The organism is Rhodovulum viride, assembly GCF_003265965.1.
Classification (GTDB): Bacteria; Pseudomonadota; Alphaproteobacteria; order Rhodobacterales; family Rhodobacteraceae; genus Rhodovulum; species Rhodovulum kholense.
In genome coordinates, this window is record NZ_MUAV01000014.1 from 19,655 (window position 1) to 36,321 (window position 16,667).

At 69.8% G+C, this 16,667-nt stretch carries 15 protein-coding genes; 6 read left to right on the plus strand and 9 right to left on the minus strand.

The window, feature by feature from the left end; all coding sequences use genetic code 11:
* Positions 1-24: 24 nt before the first annotated feature.
* From BYZ73_RS12730 to BYZ73_RS12745, 4 genes are read right to left on the minus strand one after another with little or no spacing between them, the layout of a single operon-like run.
* Positions 25-1,284 (minus strand): cysteine desulfurase-like protein, encoded by a 1,260-nt coding sequence (locus tag BYZ73_RS12730; protein WP_245943138.1) that lies wholly within the window; start codon positions 1,282-1,284, stop codon positions 25-27.
* 28 nt (positions 1,285-1,312) lie between these two features.
* Complete coding sequence (locus BYZ73_RS12735; RefSeq protein ID WP_108027968.1) at positions 1,313-2,050, minus strand: amino acid ABC transporter ATP-binding protein; 738 nt, start codon at positions 2,048-2,050, stop codon at positions 1,313-1,315.
* Position 2,051: 1 nt separating this feature from the next.
* Positions 2,052-2,723 (minus strand): amino acid ABC transporter permease, encoded by a 672-nt coding sequence (locus BYZ73_RS12740; protein ID WP_112316240.1) that lies wholly within the window; start codon positions 2,721-2,723, stop codon positions 2,052-2,054.
* Between the two features lie 55 nt (positions 2,724-2,778).
* The gene (locus BYZ73_RS12745) at positions 2,779-3,573 is read right to left on the minus strand and encodes a transporter substrate-binding domain-containing protein (RefSeq protein ID WP_112316241.1); all 795 of its coding nucleotides are present in this window, start codon (positions 3,571-3,573) and stop codon (positions 2,779-2,781) included.
* 122 nt (positions 3,574-3,695) lie between these two features.
* Between BYZ73_RS12745 and BYZ73_RS12750 the strand changes: the two genes are divergently transcribed.
* Entirely contained in the window at positions 3,696-4,415 is a 720-nt protein-coding gene (locus BYZ73_RS12750; RefSeq protein WP_245943139.1) for a FadR/GntR family transcriptional regulator, read from the plus strand.
* A gap of 27 nt (positions 4,416-4,442) precedes the next feature.
* Here the strand turns inward: BYZ73_RS12750 and BYZ73_RS12755 are convergent, their stop codons facing one another.
* A complete protein-coding gene (locus BYZ73_RS12755; protein WP_112316242.1) occupies positions 4,443-5,876 on the minus strand; it encodes an ATP-binding protein in 1,434 nt (477 codons plus the stop codon).
* Positions 5,873-6,532: a response regulator transcription factor gene (locus BYZ73_RS12760; protein ID WP_112316243.1), complete on the minus strand. Its 660-nt coding sequence runs from the start codon at positions 6,530-6,532 to the stop codon at positions 5,873-5,875. The genes BYZ73_RS12755 and BYZ73_RS12760 overlap by 4 nt, the downstream gene beginning before the upstream one ends.
* A gap of 145 nt (positions 6,533-6,677) precedes the next feature.
* On the opposite strand from BYZ73_RS12760, the gene BYZ73_RS12765 reads away from it, so the two are divergent.
* Genes BYZ73_RS12765 through BYZ73_RS12780 form a run of 4 tightly spaced genes read left to right on the plus strand, consistent with a single transcriptional unit; the run spans position 6,678 to position 10,752 of the window.
* On the plus strand, positions 6,678-7,097 hold the full coding sequence (locus tag BYZ73_RS12765) for a hypothetical protein (protein WP_112316244.1): 420 nt from the start codon (positions 6,678-6,680) through the stop codon (positions 7,095-7,097).
* A 32-nt stretch (positions 7,098-7,129) separates the two neighbouring features.
* Positions 7,130-7,600: a DUF2271 domain-containing protein gene (locus BYZ73_RS12770; protein ID WP_112316245.1), complete on the plus strand. Its 471-nt coding sequence runs from the start codon at positions 7,130-7,132 to the stop codon at positions 7,598-7,600.
* Positions 7,601-7,610: 10 nt separating this feature from the next.
* Positions 7,611-9,812 carry a PepSY domain-containing protein gene (locus BYZ73_RS12775; protein WP_112316246.1) on the plus strand — a complete coding sequence of 734 codons (2,202 nt, stop codon included), beginning with the start codon at positions 7,611-7,613 and terminating at the stop codon, positions 9,810-9,812.
* A complete protein-coding gene (locus BYZ73_RS12780) occupies positions 9,793-10,752 on the plus strand; it encodes an FAD:protein FMN transferase (protein WP_112316247.1) in 960 nt (319 codons plus the stop codon). Before BYZ73_RS12775 ends, BYZ73_RS12780 begins: the two co-directional genes overlap by 20 nt.
* Before the next feature lie 76 nt (positions 10,753-10,828).
* Here the strand turns inward: BYZ73_RS12780 and BYZ73_RS12785 are convergent, their stop codons facing one another.
* Complete coding sequence (locus BYZ73_RS12785; RefSeq protein WP_112316248.1) at positions 10,829-11,326, minus strand: DUF4405 domain-containing protein; 498 nt, start codon at positions 11,324-11,326, stop codon at positions 10,829-10,831.
* Positions 11,327-11,865: 539 nt separating this feature from the next.
* Between BYZ73_RS12785 and BYZ73_RS23810 the strand changes: the two genes are divergently transcribed.
* Complete coding sequence (locus BYZ73_RS23810) at positions 11,866-13,467, plus strand: c-type cytochrome (RefSeq protein WP_245943140.1); 1,602 nt, start codon at positions 11,866-11,868, stop codon at positions 13,465-13,467.
* Positions 13,468-13,558: 91 nt separating this feature from the next.
* On the opposite strand, the gene BYZ73_RS12795 is transcribed toward BYZ73_RS23810, so the two are convergent.
* Both BYZ73_RS12795 and BYZ73_RS12800 read right to left on the minus strand, forming a co-directional pair.
* On the minus strand, positions 13,559-15,850 hold the full coding sequence (locus tag BYZ73_RS12795; RefSeq protein WP_112316249.1) for a nitric oxide reductase activation protein NorD: 2,292 nt from the start codon (positions 15,848-15,850) through the stop codon (positions 13,559-13,561).
* 5 nt (positions 15,851-15,855) lie between these two features.
* Entirely contained in the window at positions 15,856-16,659 is an 804-nt protein-coding gene (locus BYZ73_RS12800) for a CbbQ/NirQ/NorQ/GpvN family protein (RefSeq protein WP_112316250.1), read from the minus strand.
* Positions 16,660-16,667: the final 8 nt, after the last annotated feature.

The window sequence follows — 16,667 nt, forward strand, 5'->3', positions numbered from 1 at the left end:
GCGGACGCTGCCGAAGTGCGCGGCTCAGGCCGCGGCGGCCTGAACGATCTCGGCCAGGGCGGCGGTCAGGCGATCGACCTCGGCCAGCGTGTTGTAATGCACCATCGAGACCCGCAGCACGCCGCCTTCGCCGGATTCGCCCAGATCCTCGACCAGCCGCCGGGCATGGAAGTCGCCATGCCGGATGGCGATGCCGTAGCCGTCCATCGCCCGCGTCACCGCCGCTGAATCGAGCCCGTCGAAGCGGAAGGCCACGGTCGGAACCCGGGCCTCGTCGCCCGTCCGGGCGGGGCCGATCACGCGGCAGTCGTTGCGTGCGTTCAGCCAAGACAGCAGCCGGTCGGTCAGCAGCGCCTCGTGCCGCTCGATTGCCGCGAACCCGGCGGCCACCCGGTCGCGCAGGCCGGCATCGGCGGCCGCCCCGGCGCGCGTGCCCAGCGCCGCCAGATATTCGACCACCCCTTCGGTGCTGTAGGCGAGTTCGTAATTCGGGTTGCCGGGTTCGAGTTTGCCCGGGACTTTGTCCTTGCCGTAGAAGTAGTGGTAAAGCCCGTCGAGCCGCAGCAGCAGGTCGTACTTGCCATACATGATCGCGGTATGCGGCCCGTAGGTCTTGTACAGGCTGAAGACGTAGTAATCGACATCCCAGCCCTGCACGTCGATCAGCCGGTGCGGCGCGTAGGCGACGGCATCGACCACGATCTGCGCGCCATGGTCGTGGACGAACCGGGCGATGCTGGCCACCGGGTTGATATGGCCGAGAATGTTCGAGACATGGGTGACGCAGACCAGCCGCGTCCGGTCGGACATCAGTGGCGCGAGATCCTCGAGGTTCAACTCGTAGGTCTCGGGGGCGAGCGGCCAGACCCTGACCTCGACCCCGAATTCGCGCAGCCGCATCCAGGGGCCAATATTGCTTTCGTGGTCGGCCATGGTCACCACGATCTCGTCGCCGGGCCGGAACTGGCTGCGCATCGCGGCGGCGAGGGTCTGCATCAGCACCGTGGTCGAGGGGCCGAAGACGATCTCTTCGGGGCGCGCGGCATTGACCAGCGTCGCCGCCGCCCGGCGCCCGCGCATCAGCGCCTCGGCCGCGTCGAGCGAGACCTGATAGCTGCCGCCGATCTGCACGTTGCGATGGGTCAGGAACTCGGTCACCCGGTCGATGGCCCCGCGCACGGTCTGCGCGCCCCCGGCATTGTCGAAGAACACCCAGTCGTCGCGCAGGCCGGGAAACTGGCTTTGCACGAACGCCATGTCGAGCGGGTCGGTCGGTTCGGTCATCGTCTGTCCTTGTCGGTAGAAGATCGCGTCAGTGGTTCAGCACCGCGCTGAGGAAATTCCGGGTCCGGGGCTCTTGCGGCGCGCCCAGCACCTGATCGGGCGGCCCGACCTCAAGCACGCGGCCGCCATCCATGAAGATCACCCGGTCGGCGACTTGCGAGGCAAAGCCCATCTCGTGGGTCACGATCACCATGGTCACGCCGGTCCCGGCCAGCGCGCGCATCACGTCCAGCACCTCGCCCACCATCTCGGGGTCGAGCGCCGAGGTGGGTTCGTCGAACAACAGCACCTGCGGCTCCATCGCCAGCGCGCGGGCGATGGCCACGCGCTGCTGCTGGCCGCCCGACAGAAGCTCGGGATATTTGTCGGCCTGCTCGGCGATGCCGACCCGGGCCAGCAGGCGGTCGGCCTGCGCCCGGGCGGCGGCGCGGGGGGTGCGGCGCACCCGGCGGGGCGCCAGCATGACGTTCTCGCGCACGGTCAGATGCGGAAAGAGGTTGAAGGACTGGAACACCATCCCGACCTCGGCCCGGACCCGGGCGAGCGACCGGCCGGGCGTCACATGGATCCCGTCCACAAGGATCGCGCTGTCCTCGGAAAAGTCCTCCAGCCGGTTGATGCAGCGGATCAGGGTCGACTTGCCGGACCCCGAGGGGCCGATCACGCAGACGACCTCGCCCTTCTCGATTTCCAGATCGATGCCCTTCAGCACCTCGAAATCGCCGTAGAACTTGCGCAGGTTGCGGATGCTCACAAAGCCGGACATCTCAGCGCCTCCTCGCGCCGAAGCGGCGCTCCATCCGGGTGACCAGCGCGACCAGCGGCCAGAGGAAGGCCAGATAGATCAGCGCGGCGCCGATCAGCGGGGTCGGGTTCGCGGCCAGCGCCTGGGCCTGGGTCGCCTGTTTCAGCAGGTCGGGCATCGCCACCACCGAGGCCAGGGCGGTGTCCTTGACGACGTTGATCGAGTTGTTGGTCAGGGGCGGGATCACCACCCGGATCGCCTGTGGCAGGATCACGTCGATCATGGTCTGGCGCGCGGTCAGACCCAGCGCGGCCGAGGCCTCGAACTGGCCGCGCGGGATCGCCTCGATCCCGGCCCGAAAGATCTCGGCGGTATAGGCACCCGAGACCAGCGACAGTGCGGTCATGGCCGACACGAAGGGCGACAGCCGGATGCCGACGAAGGGCAGCGCGTAATAGACGACGATCAACAGCACCAGCACCGGGATCGAGCGGAAGACGTCGATATAGATCCGGGCCAGAAACCGCAGCGGCCACGGCGCGTAAAGCCGGACCATCGACAGGCCGAGGCCCAGAACCAGCCCGGCAAGGATGCTCGACGCGCCGAGCTGTAGCGTCACCCAGAGTCCCTTGACCAGCAGCGGCCAGGTCCGGACGAACACCTCGGCGTTCAGGAAGGTCTCGACGATTCCCATGGGGGCCTTTCCCTGGAAGGGGGCCGCGCGGCGGTGGCGCGGCCCCGGTCTCCGGTCAGTCGAGCGACGGCATCGGCAGGACGCGCACGGTCGAGGTGGTGTCCTCCGGCGCCTTGCCGAACCATTTCTCGTGCAGCGCGGCGATGGCGCCCTCGTCCTTCAGCGCGGTGATCGCATCGTTCACGGTCTGCGCCAGCGGCGCGTCCTTGGCGAACATCATCGAGTATTTCTCGCCGGTCTCGATGCGCTGGACGACCTCGAGGTTGGGCTTGTCCTTGACGTAGTAAAGCAGCGCCGGAATGTCCGAGATATAGCCGTCGATCCGGCCCGCGGTCAGGTCCAGCATGGCGGGCGCAAGGCCTTCATAGCGGCGGATGTCGCCAAATCCGTATTCGGCGCTGTGTTCGGTCGCCCACATGTCGCCGGTCGAGCCGGTATCGACGCCGACGGTCTTGCCCGACATCTCGTCCAGCGAGGCCGGGCCGCCCGCGACGACGGTCAGCGACTGGTCGCTGTCGTAATAGGGCTGGGCGAAGGTGACCGATTCCAGCCGCTCGTCGGTGATGGTGATCGAGGACATGGCAATGTCGATCCGGCCCGACTGCACCGCCGAGAAGAGCCCGTTGAACGGGATGTTCACGATCTCGACCTCGTCGCCCAGCTTTTCGGCGACGGCATTCACCAGGTCGACCTCGAAGCCCACGAAGGCGCCGGTCTCGTCCTGAAACTCCCACGGCACGTTGCCGATATTGGCGCCGACGGTCAGCGTGTCCTGCGCCGCCGCGGGCACAGCCCCGCCCGCCAGCACCGCCAGCCCGAGCGCGGCGGCGGTCATCCCTGTCTTGGTCATTGTCGATCCCCGTTGGTTATGATTCTGGATTGACCGGACAAACCGGTCTGACCAGTATGGGACCATGAGGCCGGTCCGAATGCAAGAGCCCAAGTTGCGGACCTTGCGGCGCGGGCGATAGGATGGCCGGACGGGAGGATGCGATGATTTCCCATGACGACAAGGTGCCGGTCGCGCAGGCCACGGCGCGGCATCTGCAAGAGATGATCCGGTCGGGCGAGTTGAAGCACGGCGAGAAGATGCCCTCGCAGCGGGTGTTGTCCGAGCGGCTGAGGGTGTCGCGCCCGACGCTGCGCGAGGCGCTTCTGACGCTCGAGACGCTGGGTCTGGTGCGTACGCTGCCCGCGCGCGGCACCTTCGTGGTCGATCCCGAGGACGACGAGCGCCTGCCCGCGCCCTGGCGCTATGACGGCGCGTTCAGCATCGGCGACGTGTTCCAGTCGCGCCTGCTGATCGAGACCGAGCTGTGTCGGCTGGCGGCCGGGCATTTGGGCGCGGCCGATCTCGACGCGCTGGAGCATGCCAACGCGACCTTCGAACGCGCCTGGAGCCAGGGCGATCTGGTGGCCCATGTCGAAGCCGACCTGCGGCTGCACGAAACCATCGCCCGGGCCTGCCCGAACCGGATGCTGTGGCGGCTGTACCAGTCGGTGCAGAGCCTCCTGACCGAAAGCCAGCGCCAGCCGATTCCCAACACCGCCCGCGACCGCATGGCGCAGTCGATCGCCGAACACCGCCAGATCATCGCCGCGCTGCGGGCGGGCGACGGGGCGGGCAGCGCGGCGGCGATGGGCGCCCATATCCGCAACACCGCCAGCAGCGCCGGGATCGTTCTGGCCTGAGGTCTGGCCTGAGCCTGCGCGCGCCGCTCAGAACCGGGCGGGCAGGGTGAACCGCGCCTCGAACCCGTCGCTTTTGCCGGGGCGGGGCGATATGAGTTCGATCCGCCCCGCGGCGCGGTCGGCGATGGTGCGCACGATGGCAAGCCCCAGCCCCGCGCCCTCGGCCCCGCCATTCGAGCGGGCAAAGCGCGCGGTCAGCCGCGCCAGATCCTCGGGCGGGACCGGCGCGCCGCCATTGGCGACCGACAGCACGCCGCCCGGGCTCAGCGCGACCTCGACCGGCTCGTCCGCGGCGCCGTGTTTCAGCGCGTTCTCGATCAGGTTGCGGCAGAGGATGCCGAAGGCGTCGGGGTCGAGGTCGGACAGCACCGGCGTCTCGGGCATCGTCAGGGCGATGCGCCCGGCCGAGCCCAGCCGTTCGAGATCGCCCGCCACGATCCTAAGCACCGCGCGCAGGTCCGAGGGTTCGGCCACCCGCAGCCGCGCGCCCTCGGCGCGGGCCAGCTGCATCAGCTTTTCCGACAGGCTGTTCAGCCGCTTCAGGGTGGTCTCGATCTCGGCCGCGCGGGCCGCGGCGCTTCGGTCGGCGGTCTCGGCGCGCAGCCGCTGGGCCTGGGCTATGGCCCCCGCGACCGGCGTGCGCAGCTCGTGCGCGGCATTGGCGGCAAAGCTGCGTTCGGCCTCGAAGGCGGCGCGCAGGCGGGACAGCAGGTCGTTGATGCTGCCGACAATGGGGCGCAGCTCGGTCGGCAGGCCGCCATCGCCCAGCGCCGAGAGATTGCGCGAGCCGCGTTCCGCCAGCTGCTGGCGAAGGCTGCGCACCGGGCGCAGGCTGGTGCCCACCGCAATCACGATGGCCAGCAGGCTGAGCGGGATCACCACCGCCAGCGGCATGGCGAGGTTCGTTGCCATCTCGCGCGCCATGTGCCTGCGGCGCGACAGGGGTTCCGCCACGGCGATGGTCACGTCCTCGTCGCGCGCGGATTCGTAGAACAGACGATGGGTCGCGGTGCGGCTGAAGCCCTCGCGCCGGAACGGCGGAAAGTCCTCCGGTTCGGCATCCTCGGAGATCAGCAGGATCGAGCCGTCGCCGTCGCGCACGACATAACTCAGATCCTCGACATCGCCGTTGAACTGCCGGATGCGTTCGGACCATTCCTCGGCATGCCGGTTGCGGCGGCCCTCGTGCCGGTCGTCGTCATCGTCATCCTTGCGGCGATGTCCGTCCCGCTCGCCCCGGACCAGCGGCCCCAGCGCCAGCCCCCGGTCGCGCCCCTCATGGGCGCGCACCGCCAGCGGCAGCAGCCGGTGCGCCGCATCGCGCAGGGCGCCGTCGAAGACCTCGTCCATCTCGTGGCTCAGCTCGCGCAGCGTGGCGCCCGCCGCGGCGATCCACAGCACGGTCACCGCCAGCCCCACCGCCAGCGCCAGCCGTCCCTGCAGCGAACGCGGTCCCCTCACGGGCTGCCCAGCCGGTAGCCGAGCCCGCGTTCGGTGTCGATCACGGCCCGGCCGAGCTTCTTGCGCAGGCGGCTGACATGCACCTCGATGGTGTTGCTCTCGATGCTGTCATCGAAGGAATAGAGCCGCTCCTCGAGCTGCGCCTTGGACAGCAGCCGCCCCGGCGCCTGCACGAAGGCCTCGAACAGCGCCCATTCGCGATGGGTCAGCGTCACCGGGCGGCCGTCGCGGCGCACCGCCTTGGCGGCCAGGTCGATTTCCAGCGGCCCCAGATGGATCAGCGGATTGGGGTTGCCCGCATAGCGCCGGGCGACCGACCCGATCCGGGCCGAAAGCTCGTCCAGATCGAAGGGTTTCACCATGTAGTCGTCGGCGCCCGCGTTCAGCCCCTCGATCCGGTCCGACACCTGGTCGAGCGCGGTCAGGATGATGACCGGCGTCGCGTCGCCGCGCGCACGCATCCGGCGCAGGAAGGGAATGCCGCGCCCGTCGGGCAGCATCAGGTCCAGCAGCACCAGATCGAACGCGCCGACCGCCAGCGTGTCGTCGGCTGCATCGAGCCGCTTGGCCCAGTCGGCGGAATGGCCGTCGGCCCGCAGCTGGTCGGCCACCGCGGCCCCCAGCACCGTATCGTCCTCGATCAGCAGGATGCGCATCGGTTCGTCCTTCGTGCTGGGGCCAGTCTATAGCCCCCCCTCCCTGACGGGAAGCTGAAGAGGAAACTGCACGGGCGTCAGGCACGGATCAGGCGCCGGGCGGAAAACGGTCCCATCGAAGGGTTCACCTGAAAGGGACAAAGCCATGACACCGACCCTCAAATCCGCCCCGCTGCTGGCCGCGATTCTCGCCCTCGGGATGACCGGGACCGCACTCGCCCAGGCCGATGGCGGCACCCAGATCCGTCCGCGCCCGGCCGCGCCGATGGCGCAGCAGGACGGTAGCGGTCAGGCCTACTGGGGTACCGGCCGCAGCGACCGGCACCAGGGCCGCTGGGCCGATGACGACGATGACGACGACGACGATCGGGGCTGGTTCGGTTTCGGCCGCGACGATGACGACCGCGGCCGCCGCGACCGGTCGCACGCGACGCGCCGCTCGGGCGATTGCGACTCGCGCGGGGGCCGATCCCGCGCCCAGGCTCAGCCCGCGCCGGGGTCCGTCGCACCGCCCGCCAACGGCTTGTTCAACAACGGCGCCGCGCCGCGCGCGCAGTCCAACTGATCCCGGCACGCCCGGCCAAAGGAGATCCGACCATGAAGACCCTGCTTTCCGTCCTCGCCCTGACCACGGCGCTGACCGCGCCCGGTCTGGCCTTTGCCAAGGAGGTGACCTTCACCACCCAGATGGCCAATTACGGCGGCGACGGTGCCTATCTGGCCTATTACGTCACCGATGCCTCCGGCGCCTATGTGGGCTCGCTCTGGATGGCGGGGGCCAAGGCCAAATACTACAAGAGCCTCTCGGACTGGTACCGCGCCACCGGCGGCAATGCCGCCGAGGTGGCGGGGATCACCGGCGCCAGCGTCGGCGCCGGACGGACGCTGACCGTCAGTTTCGATCTGGCCGACGCACTTTTCGACGCGGGCTATCAGCTGCATGTGGACGCGGCGGTCGAGGACATGCGCGACAGCCCCTCCGAGATCGTGGTGCCCCTGACCACCGAGGGCGCGGGCCAGCCGGTCGCGGGCCGCGGCTATATCGCCAGCTTCGCCTACGAGATGTGAGGAGACCCCGATGATCCGTCCGCTGCATCGCTGGGCCGGGCTTGGCGCGGCCCTCATCCTGTCCGTGACCGCGCTCAGCGGGGCGGCATTGTCGCTTTATCCCGCGGCGGGGGCGCTGAGTGCCGTGCCCCTGCCCGACATATCCGCCGGTCAGCTGGCCGCGACCCTGCAGGACAGCGTGCCGGGGCTTGAAGAGATCCGGGTCTCGGCCGCGGGTGGAATCACCGCCTATGCCTTTCAGGATGGCGCGGCCCTGCGCTGGACGGTCGATGGCGCGACCGGCGAGATCCTCGCGCCCGCCGAGCGGTCGGCCCTGCAGCTCTGGCTGACCAACCTGCACCGGTCGCTGTTTCTGGGCGATGCCGGGCGGCTGGTGGTGGTGGCGGCAAGCCTTGCCATGCTGGCGCTGACGCTGTCGGGGCTGGCGCTGACCGCGCGGCGTCTGGGCGGCTGGTCGCGGCTGCTGGCGCCCGCGCGCGGGCCCCTGTCGCGGCGGCTGCATCTCGATCTGGCGCGGCTGGGGGGCGCGGCGCTGGCGCTGTCCGCGCTGACCGGGATCTGGTTGGCGGCAGGCACCTTCGGGCTTTTGCCGGAAACCGGGATGCCCGGCTTTGTTGCGGGCGGAGCCCCGGCGATGTCGCCGGCCGCGATGACGGCGCTGGGCGATCTGCCCCTGGCCGATCTGCGGCAACTGACCTTTCCGCGCCCGGGAAGTGCGGGCGACGTCTTCACGCTGAGGACCGTGGCCGGGACCGGCTATGTCGATCCGGCCAGCGGCCAGATGCTGGCCTGGACCGCGCGCGGCTGGGCCGACCGGCTGGGCGATCTGGCGATGATGCTCCATACCGGGCGGGGCGCCGCGGTACTGGGGCTTCTGCTGGGGCTGGCCGCGCTGACCGTGCCGGCGCTGGGGCTGACCGGGCTTGCGCAGCAGGCGGGTCGTCGCCCTGCCGGGGCCGCCGGGCGGCGGGTTCGCGCGGTGGCGCCCGAGGCGGCCGACACGATCCTTCTGGTCGGCTCCGAGGGTGGCACCACCTGGGGCTTTGCCGAGCGTCTGCGCGCCGCGTTGACCCGCGCCGGAAGCAGCGTCCATGTCGGGCCGATGTCCGGCTTCGCGCCCGGGCGCTATGTGCGCGCGCAGCGGGTCCTCATCCTCGCCGCGACCTCGGGCGACGGCGACGCGCCGGGATCGGCGCAGGGCTTCCTTGACCGGGTTTGCGCGCTGGGCAAGGCGCCCGCGGCCCCCTTTGCTGTGCTGGGCTTCGGCGACAGCGCCTTTCCCGCGTTCTGCGGCTATGCCGAAAAGGTGCGCGCGGCCGCCCGCGCGGCGGGCTGGGCCGAACTGATGGCGCCTGCCCGCGTCGACCGCCAGTCGCCGCAGGATTTCGCCCGCTGGGTGCGGGCGCTGGCCGACCGGCTGGGCATCGCGCTGGATCTTCTGCCCGCCAGCGCCGGTCCCGAACCGGTGCGGCTCCGGCTGGTCTCGCGCCGCGATTACGGCGCCGAGGTGCAGGCGCCGACTGCGATCCTGCGCTTTGCCCTGCCGCGCCGGAGCCTCTGGCAGCGTCTGGCTGGCGGCGGCTTTGGCCCGTTCCTCGCGGGCGATCTGCTGGCCGTGCTGCCCGAGGGCGACAGCCGTCCGCGGTACTATTCGCTGGCGTCGGGGTCGTCCGACGGGTTCGCCGAGATCTGTGTGCGCAAGCATCCGGGCGGGCTGTGCTCGGGGCAGCTGATGGATCTGGAGCTCGGCGACAGCGTGGCGGCGGTGCTGCGGCCGAACCCGGCCTTCCATGCCGGGAAGGACGAGGCGCCGCTGATCCTGATCGGGGCCGGAACCGGCATCGGACCGCTTGCGGGCTTTGCCCGGGGCAACCGGGCGCGGCGGCCGCTGCACCTCTATTTCGGGGCACGTGCGCCGGAAAGCGATCTTCTGTTCGGCGAGGATCTGGTGCAGTGGCAGAAGGACGGGCGTCTTGCCACGGTCGCGACGGCGTTCTCGCGCACCGCCGACCGGGCCTATGTGCAGGATCTGCTGCGCCGCGATGCCGACCGGGTGGCCGCGCTGGTGTCCCAGGGCGCGCGGATCATGGTCTGCGGCGGCCGAGACATGGCAAGGGGCGTGGCCGAGGCGCTGGAGGATATCCTCGATCCGGTCGGGGCGACGTTGGTGCGGCTGAAGGCGGAGGGGCGCTATGTCGAAGACGTCTACTGATCCCGATGGCCTGTCCCGGCTGGCCCTGAACGGGCCGGCCATGGGCGCGCGCTGGTCGGCCGTGCTGCATGTCGGGACGGGGGTCGATCCCGCCCCCCTGCTTGCGGCCCTTGCCGCGGCGGTGGCCGAGGTCGAGGCGCAGATGACCACCCGCCGCGCCGACAGCGACCTGATGCGGCTGAACCGCGCCGAGCCGGATCGCTGGATCGACCTGCCCGCGGGTTTGGTCGAGGTGCTGGCGGCGGGGCTGGCCATCGGCCGGGCCTCGGGCGGCGCCTTCGAGATCGGGTTGGGAGATGCGGTCGCGGCCTGGGGCTTTTCCGGCGACGCGGCCGATCCGGGACGCATTCGTGCGGCCCTCAAGGAGCCGCGTCGGCCTGCCTGCGAGGTACTGGAACTCGATTGCGCCAACCGGCGGGCGCGCAAGCACGGGGCCCTGGCGCTCGATCTTTGCGGCATCGCCAAGGGTTACGGGGTGGACCGGCTGGCCGAGACCGCGCGGGACTTCGGCATCGAAAGCGCGCTGCTGTCGATCGATGGCGAACTGCGCGCGCTGGGGCCGCAGCCCGGCGGTCAGCCCTGGGCGGTCGCTGTCGAACGCCCCGATCCCGGAAAGCGGGCGGCGCATGCGGTTCTGGCACTCGAGTCCGGGGCGGTGGCCACCTCGGGCGATTACCGGCACTGGGTGGATCTGGGCGGGCGGCGGCTGTCGCATACCATGGACCCGCGGCGGGGCGCGCCGCTCGCGGCCTCTCCGGCCTCGGTCACGGTGCTGGGGGCGCGCTGCATGGAGGCCGATGCCTGGGCGACCGCGCTGATGGTGCTGGGCCGCGAAGAGGGCGCGGCGCTGGCGCGGCGGCTTGGGCTTTCCGCACTTTTTCTGGAACGCGATGGCGCCGGTCTGGTCGAGACAGCCATCGGGCCGGGCTTTGCCGCCTGATCCCCGGACCCCTCGAAACGAAAACGCCTGCCCAGGACGGGCAGGCGTTTCGCTGTCGGCATCGGTCTGGGCGGGATCAGCGGGCGCCGCCGATCAGCGCGCCGGCAAGATCCATCGTCGAGCGGCCCGAGGCGTTGGCGATGTCGGCCAGCGGCTGGTCGGGGCCGCCGACGGTATAGCCCGCGGCCGTCAGCCGCGCGATCAGCGCATCGGGCGTGGTGCCCAGCGCCGGGGCGACCTCGGTCGCCGAATGCGCCATCACCTGCATCGCCAGTCCGAAGACCGGGGGCCGGCCACCCTCGCCGCTGCCCGGCAGGAAGAAGACCGCCGAAAGCAGCACGGACACCAGCAGCGACACCGCCAGCGGCTTGCCCTTCATATAGGACAGCATCGGGCGCCAGTTGCGCCAGACATGCAGCGCGAAGCCGAGGATCAGCACCATGCTGAGCCATTCGTGGATGCCATGAAAGGCCGACGGGCCGACATGGAAGAAAAGTGCGATCCCGGTGACCAGCGACACCAGAAAGAGGCCGATGATCGAGGGGGTGGCGTAGCGCATGAGAAGGCTGCGCATGGTCGTTCTCCTTTGTAGTCCTGCTGCGGCTCCGACCGCCGGTTGTGGGGCCGGGCCGCTGGGTGCATCTGCCGCCATGCGCCTGACGGCAGGCTGAAGCGGTCATTGAAAACCGACGGGAAAGACGCATCTTTTCATGGACGGCGCCCGGGCGGCGCGGGGAATCGCTATCCGCCGCCGGTTTGTCGCCCTGCGACCGATTCGGTGTCGAAATGCCGCGTTTCGCCCGGCAGGATCCGGCGCGAACCTGATCGGACCGGGCCGAAACCCGGCGCCGGGTCGTCCTCTCCGGGCTGACAAGGGGGTTCGCCCGCGTATCAGAGTCGCAGGCGACGACAAAAGGCTGCCATCCCGTGCGCTGTTGGGTATGGTCCTGCGTGGCGGCCAAGGGACGCCGGTATGCCTTTTGCGGGCGGTCCGGCGGGTCTTCTGGCCGATGCGGGAGGCATCAGGGGCTCCCGTCGGAACCCGCAGGAGGACGTCCTGCCGCGGAGGGGGTGGTCCCAGCCGTGAGCAGCGGAACGAAAAAAGGATGAACCATGTCCAATAATTCGCAGAACCTGATCCGGCTGATTGTCGCCGCGCCGGCGCTTGGCATCGCGATCGCCGCCGTCAGCTTCAGCGGCGGCAAGGAACCCAAGACCGAGCCCGCGATCGAGACGCCGGTCGCCGAAGCTCCCGCCGCCGAAGCCACCGAAGCGGCAGCGCCCGAAGCCACCGCAGAAGAGGCGGTGACCGAGGAAGCCACCGCAGAAGCGACTGAAGAAGCTGCGGCCGAAGCGCCCGCCGCTGACGTTGCCGACGCCACCGAAGCTGCCGCCGAACCGGCTGCCGAGGAAGCTGCTGCCACGGAAGAACCGGCCGCCGAGGAACCCGCCGCCGAGGCCGAAGCCGCTGCCGAAGAGCCGGCCGCCGAAGCGCCCGCCGCCGAGGAACCCGCCGCCGCTGCCGAGGAACCGGCCGCCGAAGCCCCGGCCGAGGAAGCCGCCGCCGCGGAAGAACCCGCCGCCGAGGCCGAAGCCGTCGAAGCGCCTGCGGTCGATACCCCCGAGGCCGTCGCCTCAGCACTGACCCTGGCTGACCAGGCGGCTGCTCTTGCTGCCGAATATGCCGATCTCGCCGAGCGTGCCGCTGCATTGGCTGGCAAGTCCGCGGCCCTGACCGCTGCCGCCGAAGAGCCTGCCGAAGCTGCGGCCGAAGCGCCCTCGACCGTTGAGGAAGCCTTCGACGCCATCGCCGCCGCCGGGGAAGAAGCCGCTGCCGAACCGGCTGCCGAAGAACCCGCCGCCGAAGAACCCGCCGCCGAAGAACCCGCTGCGGCTGAAGAGCCCGCGGCCGAGGAAGCTGCCGCTTCGGAAGAACCGGCCGCTGCCGAAGAACCCGCTGCCGAAGAACCCAGCGTCGTCGATCAGGCGACCGAAGCCGCGTCCGACGTGGCCGATAACGCCGAAGCCGCTGCCGAGACCGTCGGCGATGCCGTGGCCGATGCGGTCGATACCGCCGAAGCCGCTGCCGACAGCGCGGGCGAAGCCGTGACCGGAGCCGTGCAGGACACCCGTGAAGCCCTGACCGGCAGCGAAGAGCCCCTGATCGGCGGCGACGCGACCGAAGACGCCGCTGCCGAACCGGCCGCCGAAGCGCCCGCTGCGGAAGAACCGGCTGCGGAAGAACCCGCTGCCGAGGAAGCCGCCGCGACCGAAGAACCCGCCGCTGCGGAAGAGCCCGCGACTGACGAAGCCGCTGCCGGAGCTGTTGTTGCTGCCGCCCCGGCGATCACCGGCGATCCCGCCAAGGGCGAAAAGGCCTTCATCCAGTGCGCCACCTGCCACAGCGTCGTCAGCCCCTCGGGCGAGATGCTGGCCGGTCGCGGCCTGAAGGTCGGTCCGAACCTCTATGGCATGCCGGGCCGCCATGCGGGCATCGTCGAGGGCTTCCGCTACTCGAAATCCATGACCGCCGCCGGTGAAGCCGGGCTGGTCTGGGACGAGGACAAGGTGTCGGTCTACGCTCAGGACCCGACCGCCTTCCTGCGCGAGTACCTCGGCGATCCCAAGGCGCGCGGTCTGATGACCTACAACGCCAAGGACCCGCAAGAGGTCAAGGACGTCTACGCCTATATCGCGAAGCTGTCCGAAGAATGAAGCCGCACCGGGCCTGACGCCCGGCGCCGACCGAAAAAGCCCCGTCCCGGCCGCGCTGCCGGGGCGGGGTTTTCTTTTTTCAGTCAGAAGGCTAGCGGGTCAGGCCCGCGTAAAGCTGGGGCAGGCGTTCGGGCAGGCGTTCGACATTTTCCAGCACCAGGAAGTTCCGCTGTCCGAAGATCTGCGCGACATACTGATCGGCGCGCGGGTCGAGCGTCAGGCAGAAGGGAATGACGCCGGTCCTGGCGACCTCCTGCACGGCGGCGCGGGCATCCTGGCGCAGGTATTGCGGGTCGCGTTCGTCGATATCGGACGGCGCGCCGTCGGTGATGACCAGCATCAGCTTCTTGGCGGCGGCGACCTGGCCCAGATGCGCGCCCGCGTGGCGGATCGCGGCCCCCATGCGGGTGGACAGATGCCCCTCCATCCCCGCCAGCCGCGCCTTCGGGATCTCGCCCCAGGGCTGGTCGAAATCCTTGTAGCGCGCATAGAAGACGTTGTGCCGCCCGTCCGAACAGAAGCCGTGCAGCGCGAAGGCATCGCCCACCTTGGCGATGGCCTCGGCCAACAGCACGGTCGCCGTCCGGGTCAGGTCCAGCACCGTCTGATCCTGCCCCGTTACCGGGTCGTTCGTCGATTCCGACAGGTCCAGAAGCGCCATCACGGCAATGTCTCGGGTCTTGCGGACCGAGCGCATCATCACCCGCGGGTCGGGTTGCAACCCCATGCGGATGTCGATCAAGGCCTGGGTCGCGGCGTTCAGGTCGATCTCGTCTCCGTCCTCGAGCTTGCGGATGCGCTGGACCCCCTGCGGCTGCATCGCGTCCAGAAGATGGCGCATGCGCTGGGTCAGCTTGCGGTTCCGGGTCAGGATCGCGTCGATCTCGGCCGGATCGCCCAGGCGCGGGCGCTTTTCCTGCACCGTGGCCCAGGCCGGGCGGTGCATCTGGATCTTGTAATCGAACTCGTCATAGGGGACCGGGGGCGCGGTGGGCTCCTTGCCCTCCTTCTCGTTGAACGAGACGCCATCGTCGTCGAACAGCTCGGTCTCGGCGACCCAGATCTCCTGCGCGTCCTCGCCGGCGGTTTCGACCTCGACCTCGTTCACCATTTCCGAGACCGAGACATATTTGCGAACCTGCTGGTCGGGGGCCATGCCCTTCTCCCAGTCGACCGACTCCTCGAATTCCCAGATATAGCGGTTGTCGTCGCGATAGGGCGCGGCCTGCCCGTCGCGCCAGGCGGAATAGGGCTCGTTGCGCAGACGATGCGCCAGTTGCAGGCCCAGATCGAAGGCGCTTTGCGCTGTGCCCAGATCGGCCCCGGCAAAGGCCGCCCGCACCCAGTCCGCGGTCTCGTCGCCGGTGGGGGCATCGGGGTCCAGCAGCGCCAGCGCGATCCGGCCGAAGCGGGCGGTCATCGAGCCGTCTTGCGCGGGCAGGTGGAATTGCCGCCACAAATCGCGCAGGCGCGGGAAGCGGGCGATGGCCAGCGCCTCGACGCGGGCATCCTCGATCAGGCCGATGCAGGCGCGTTGCAGCGCATTCAGCTCGTCGCCCTTCAGTGGTGCGGTCGTGGCCACCACATGGGCGGCGGCATGGGCGGCGGCGGCGCGGTAAAGGTCGAGCCCCGGCACCCCCTCCCAGTCGTCATAGGCATCGGGCAGGTGCAGGAAAAAATCCGCGATATGGGGGCGGATGCCCTCGCGGGCCTCGAAATCGCCGGCCGTCGGGCGCATCAGGAAATCGCGGCCCCAGAGCGCGCGCAGATACATCCCGATCCGGCGGTGGATGTCGACGAACAGCGTGCCCTTGCGTTCGCGTTGCAGGATCGCCTGCGATTCCGCGCTTTCAAGGCCGAAATAGCGGGACAGTTCCTCGTAATCGGTGCGATGCGCCTCGGCTCCCCAACTGGCCCAGCGGCGCAGGCCGCCGAGCGTCAGCACGCCCAGCAGGTCCTCCAGATGCTCCAGCATCGGGCGCAGCCCGCGCGGCGCCTGGGCCAGAAGCTGGTTCAGAAGCTGCAGATAGGCGCGGAACAGGTCCGGGTCCGAGAGGCGGCGCGAGGCGATGGGGGCGGTCGCCAGAACCCGCTCGATCACTGCGCCCGAGGTGCGCGAGGCGAAGCCCAGACAGGCCTGCGCGAGGTCGGGGATGATGTCCTCGCCCAGATCGCGTGCGACGGTCGGCACGGTCTCGATCCAGGTTCGGACGATATGGTCGCCGCGCCCCATATGCGACAGCGCCGCGGTGCCCTTCAGCCAGTTGTCGAGCCCGCGCGGGCTGAGCTGGCGCACCGCCTCGGGCCAGACGGACTCGAGCTTTTCGCGCTGGGGCGCGTCGAGATCGGCCAGAAGCTCTGCATAGTCCTCGAGCGTCGCCATGGCGGTCAGAAATAGGTGGCGACGGCGGCGTCGAGCGCGTCGCGCATGTCGGGATCGTCGGTGATCGGGCGCACCAGCGCCATGCGGCAGGCGGCGGGGGCCTCGATCCCGCGGGCCATCAGGCTTCCTGCATGGATCAGCATCCGGGTGGAAATCCCTTCGTCCAGCCCGTGGCCCTTGAGGTTGCGGGCGCGTTCGGCGATCGAGACCAGCTTGCCCGCCTCCGTCGCATCGATGCCCGCCTCATGGGTGACGATCTCGACCTCGGTCGCATGCTCGGGATAGCTGAAATCGAGCGCGCCGAAGCGCTGCTTGGTGGACTGTTTCAGGTCCTTCATCAGGCTCTGATAGCCGGGGTTATACGAGATCACGAGGTGGAAATCCTCATGCGCGCGCAAGATTTCCCCTTTCTTTTCAAGGGGCAGGACGCGACGGTTGTCGGTCAGCGGGTGGATGACGACGGTCGTGTCCTGACGCGCCTCGACGATCTCGTCGAGATAGCAGATCGCGCCATGCCGCGCGGCGAAGGCCAGCGGGCCGTCCTGCCAGCGCGTGCCCTCGGCATCCAGCAGGAACCGGCCGACGATGTCCGACGCGGTCATGTCCTCGTTGCAGGCGACCGTGACCAGCGGCTTGCCCAGCCGCCAGGCCATGTGCTCGACAAAGCGGGTCTTGCCGCAGCCGGTCGGGCCTTTCAGCATCACCGGCATCTTGGCGGCATAGGCGGCCTCGTAAAGCGCCAGCTCGTCGGCGACGGGCCGGTAATAGGGTTCCTCCGCGACGCGGTACTGGTCGAGTGTGTCCTTCATGGTCCGTC

Bases quoted from the DNA above. Each gene is read 5' to 3' on its own strand.
- BYZ73_RS12765 (WP_112316244.1), top strand. From the start codon at position 6,678: ATGACACCGACCCTCAAATCCGCCCCGCTGCTGGCCGCGATTCTCGCC.
- BYZ73_RS12740 (WP_112316240.1), bottom strand. From the start codon at position 2,723: ATGGGAATCGTCGAGACCTTCCTGAACGCCGAGGTGTTCGTCCGGACC.
- BYZ73_RS12780 (WP_112316247.1), top strand. From the start codon at position 9,793: ATGTCGAAGACGTCTACTGATCCCGATGGCCTGTCCCGGCTGGCCCTG.
- BYZ73_RS12745 (WP_112316241.1), bottom strand. From the start codon at position 3,573: ATGACCAAGACAGGGATGACCGCCGCCGCGCTCGGGCTGGCGGTGCTG.
- BYZ73_RS12735 (WP_108027968.1), bottom strand. From the start codon at position 2,050: ATGTCCGGCTTTGTGAGCATCCGCAACCTGCGCAAGTTCTACGGCGAT.
- BYZ73_RS12775 (WP_112316246.1), top strand. From the start codon at position 7,611: ATGATCCGTCCGCTGCATCGCTGGGCCGGGCTTGGCGCGGCCCTCATC.
- BYZ73_RS12750 (WP_245943139.1), top strand. From the start codon at position 3,696: ATGGCCGGACGGGAGGATGCGATGATTTCCCATGACGACAAGGTGCCG.
- BYZ73_RS12800 (WP_112316250.1), bottom strand. From the start codon at position 16,659: ATGAAGGACACACTCGACCAGTACCGCGTCGCGGAGGAACCCTATTAC.
- BYZ73_RS12785 (WP_112316248.1), bottom strand. From the start codon at position 11,326: ATGCGCAGCCTTCTCATGCGCTACGCCACCCCCTCGATCATCGGCCTC.
- BYZ73_RS12795 (WP_112316249.1), bottom strand. From the start codon at position 15,850: ATGGCGACGCTCGAGGACTATGCAGAGCTTCTGGCCGATCTCGACGCG.
- BYZ73_RS12760 (WP_112316243.1), bottom strand. From the start codon at position 6,532: ATGCGCATCCTGCTGATCGAGGACGATACGGTGCTGGGGGCCGCGGTG.
- BYZ73_RS23810 (WP_245943140.1), top strand. From the start codon at position 11,866: ATGTCCAATAATTCGCAGAACCTGATCCGGCTGATTGTCGCCGCGCCG.
- BYZ73_RS12730 (WP_245943138.1), bottom strand. From the start codon at position 1,284: ATGACCGAACCGACCGACCCGCTCGACATGGCGTTCGTGCAAAGCCAG.
- BYZ73_RS12770 (WP_112316245.1), top strand. From the start codon at position 7,130: ATGAAGACCCTGCTTTCCGTCCTCGCCCTGACCACGGCGCTGACCGCG.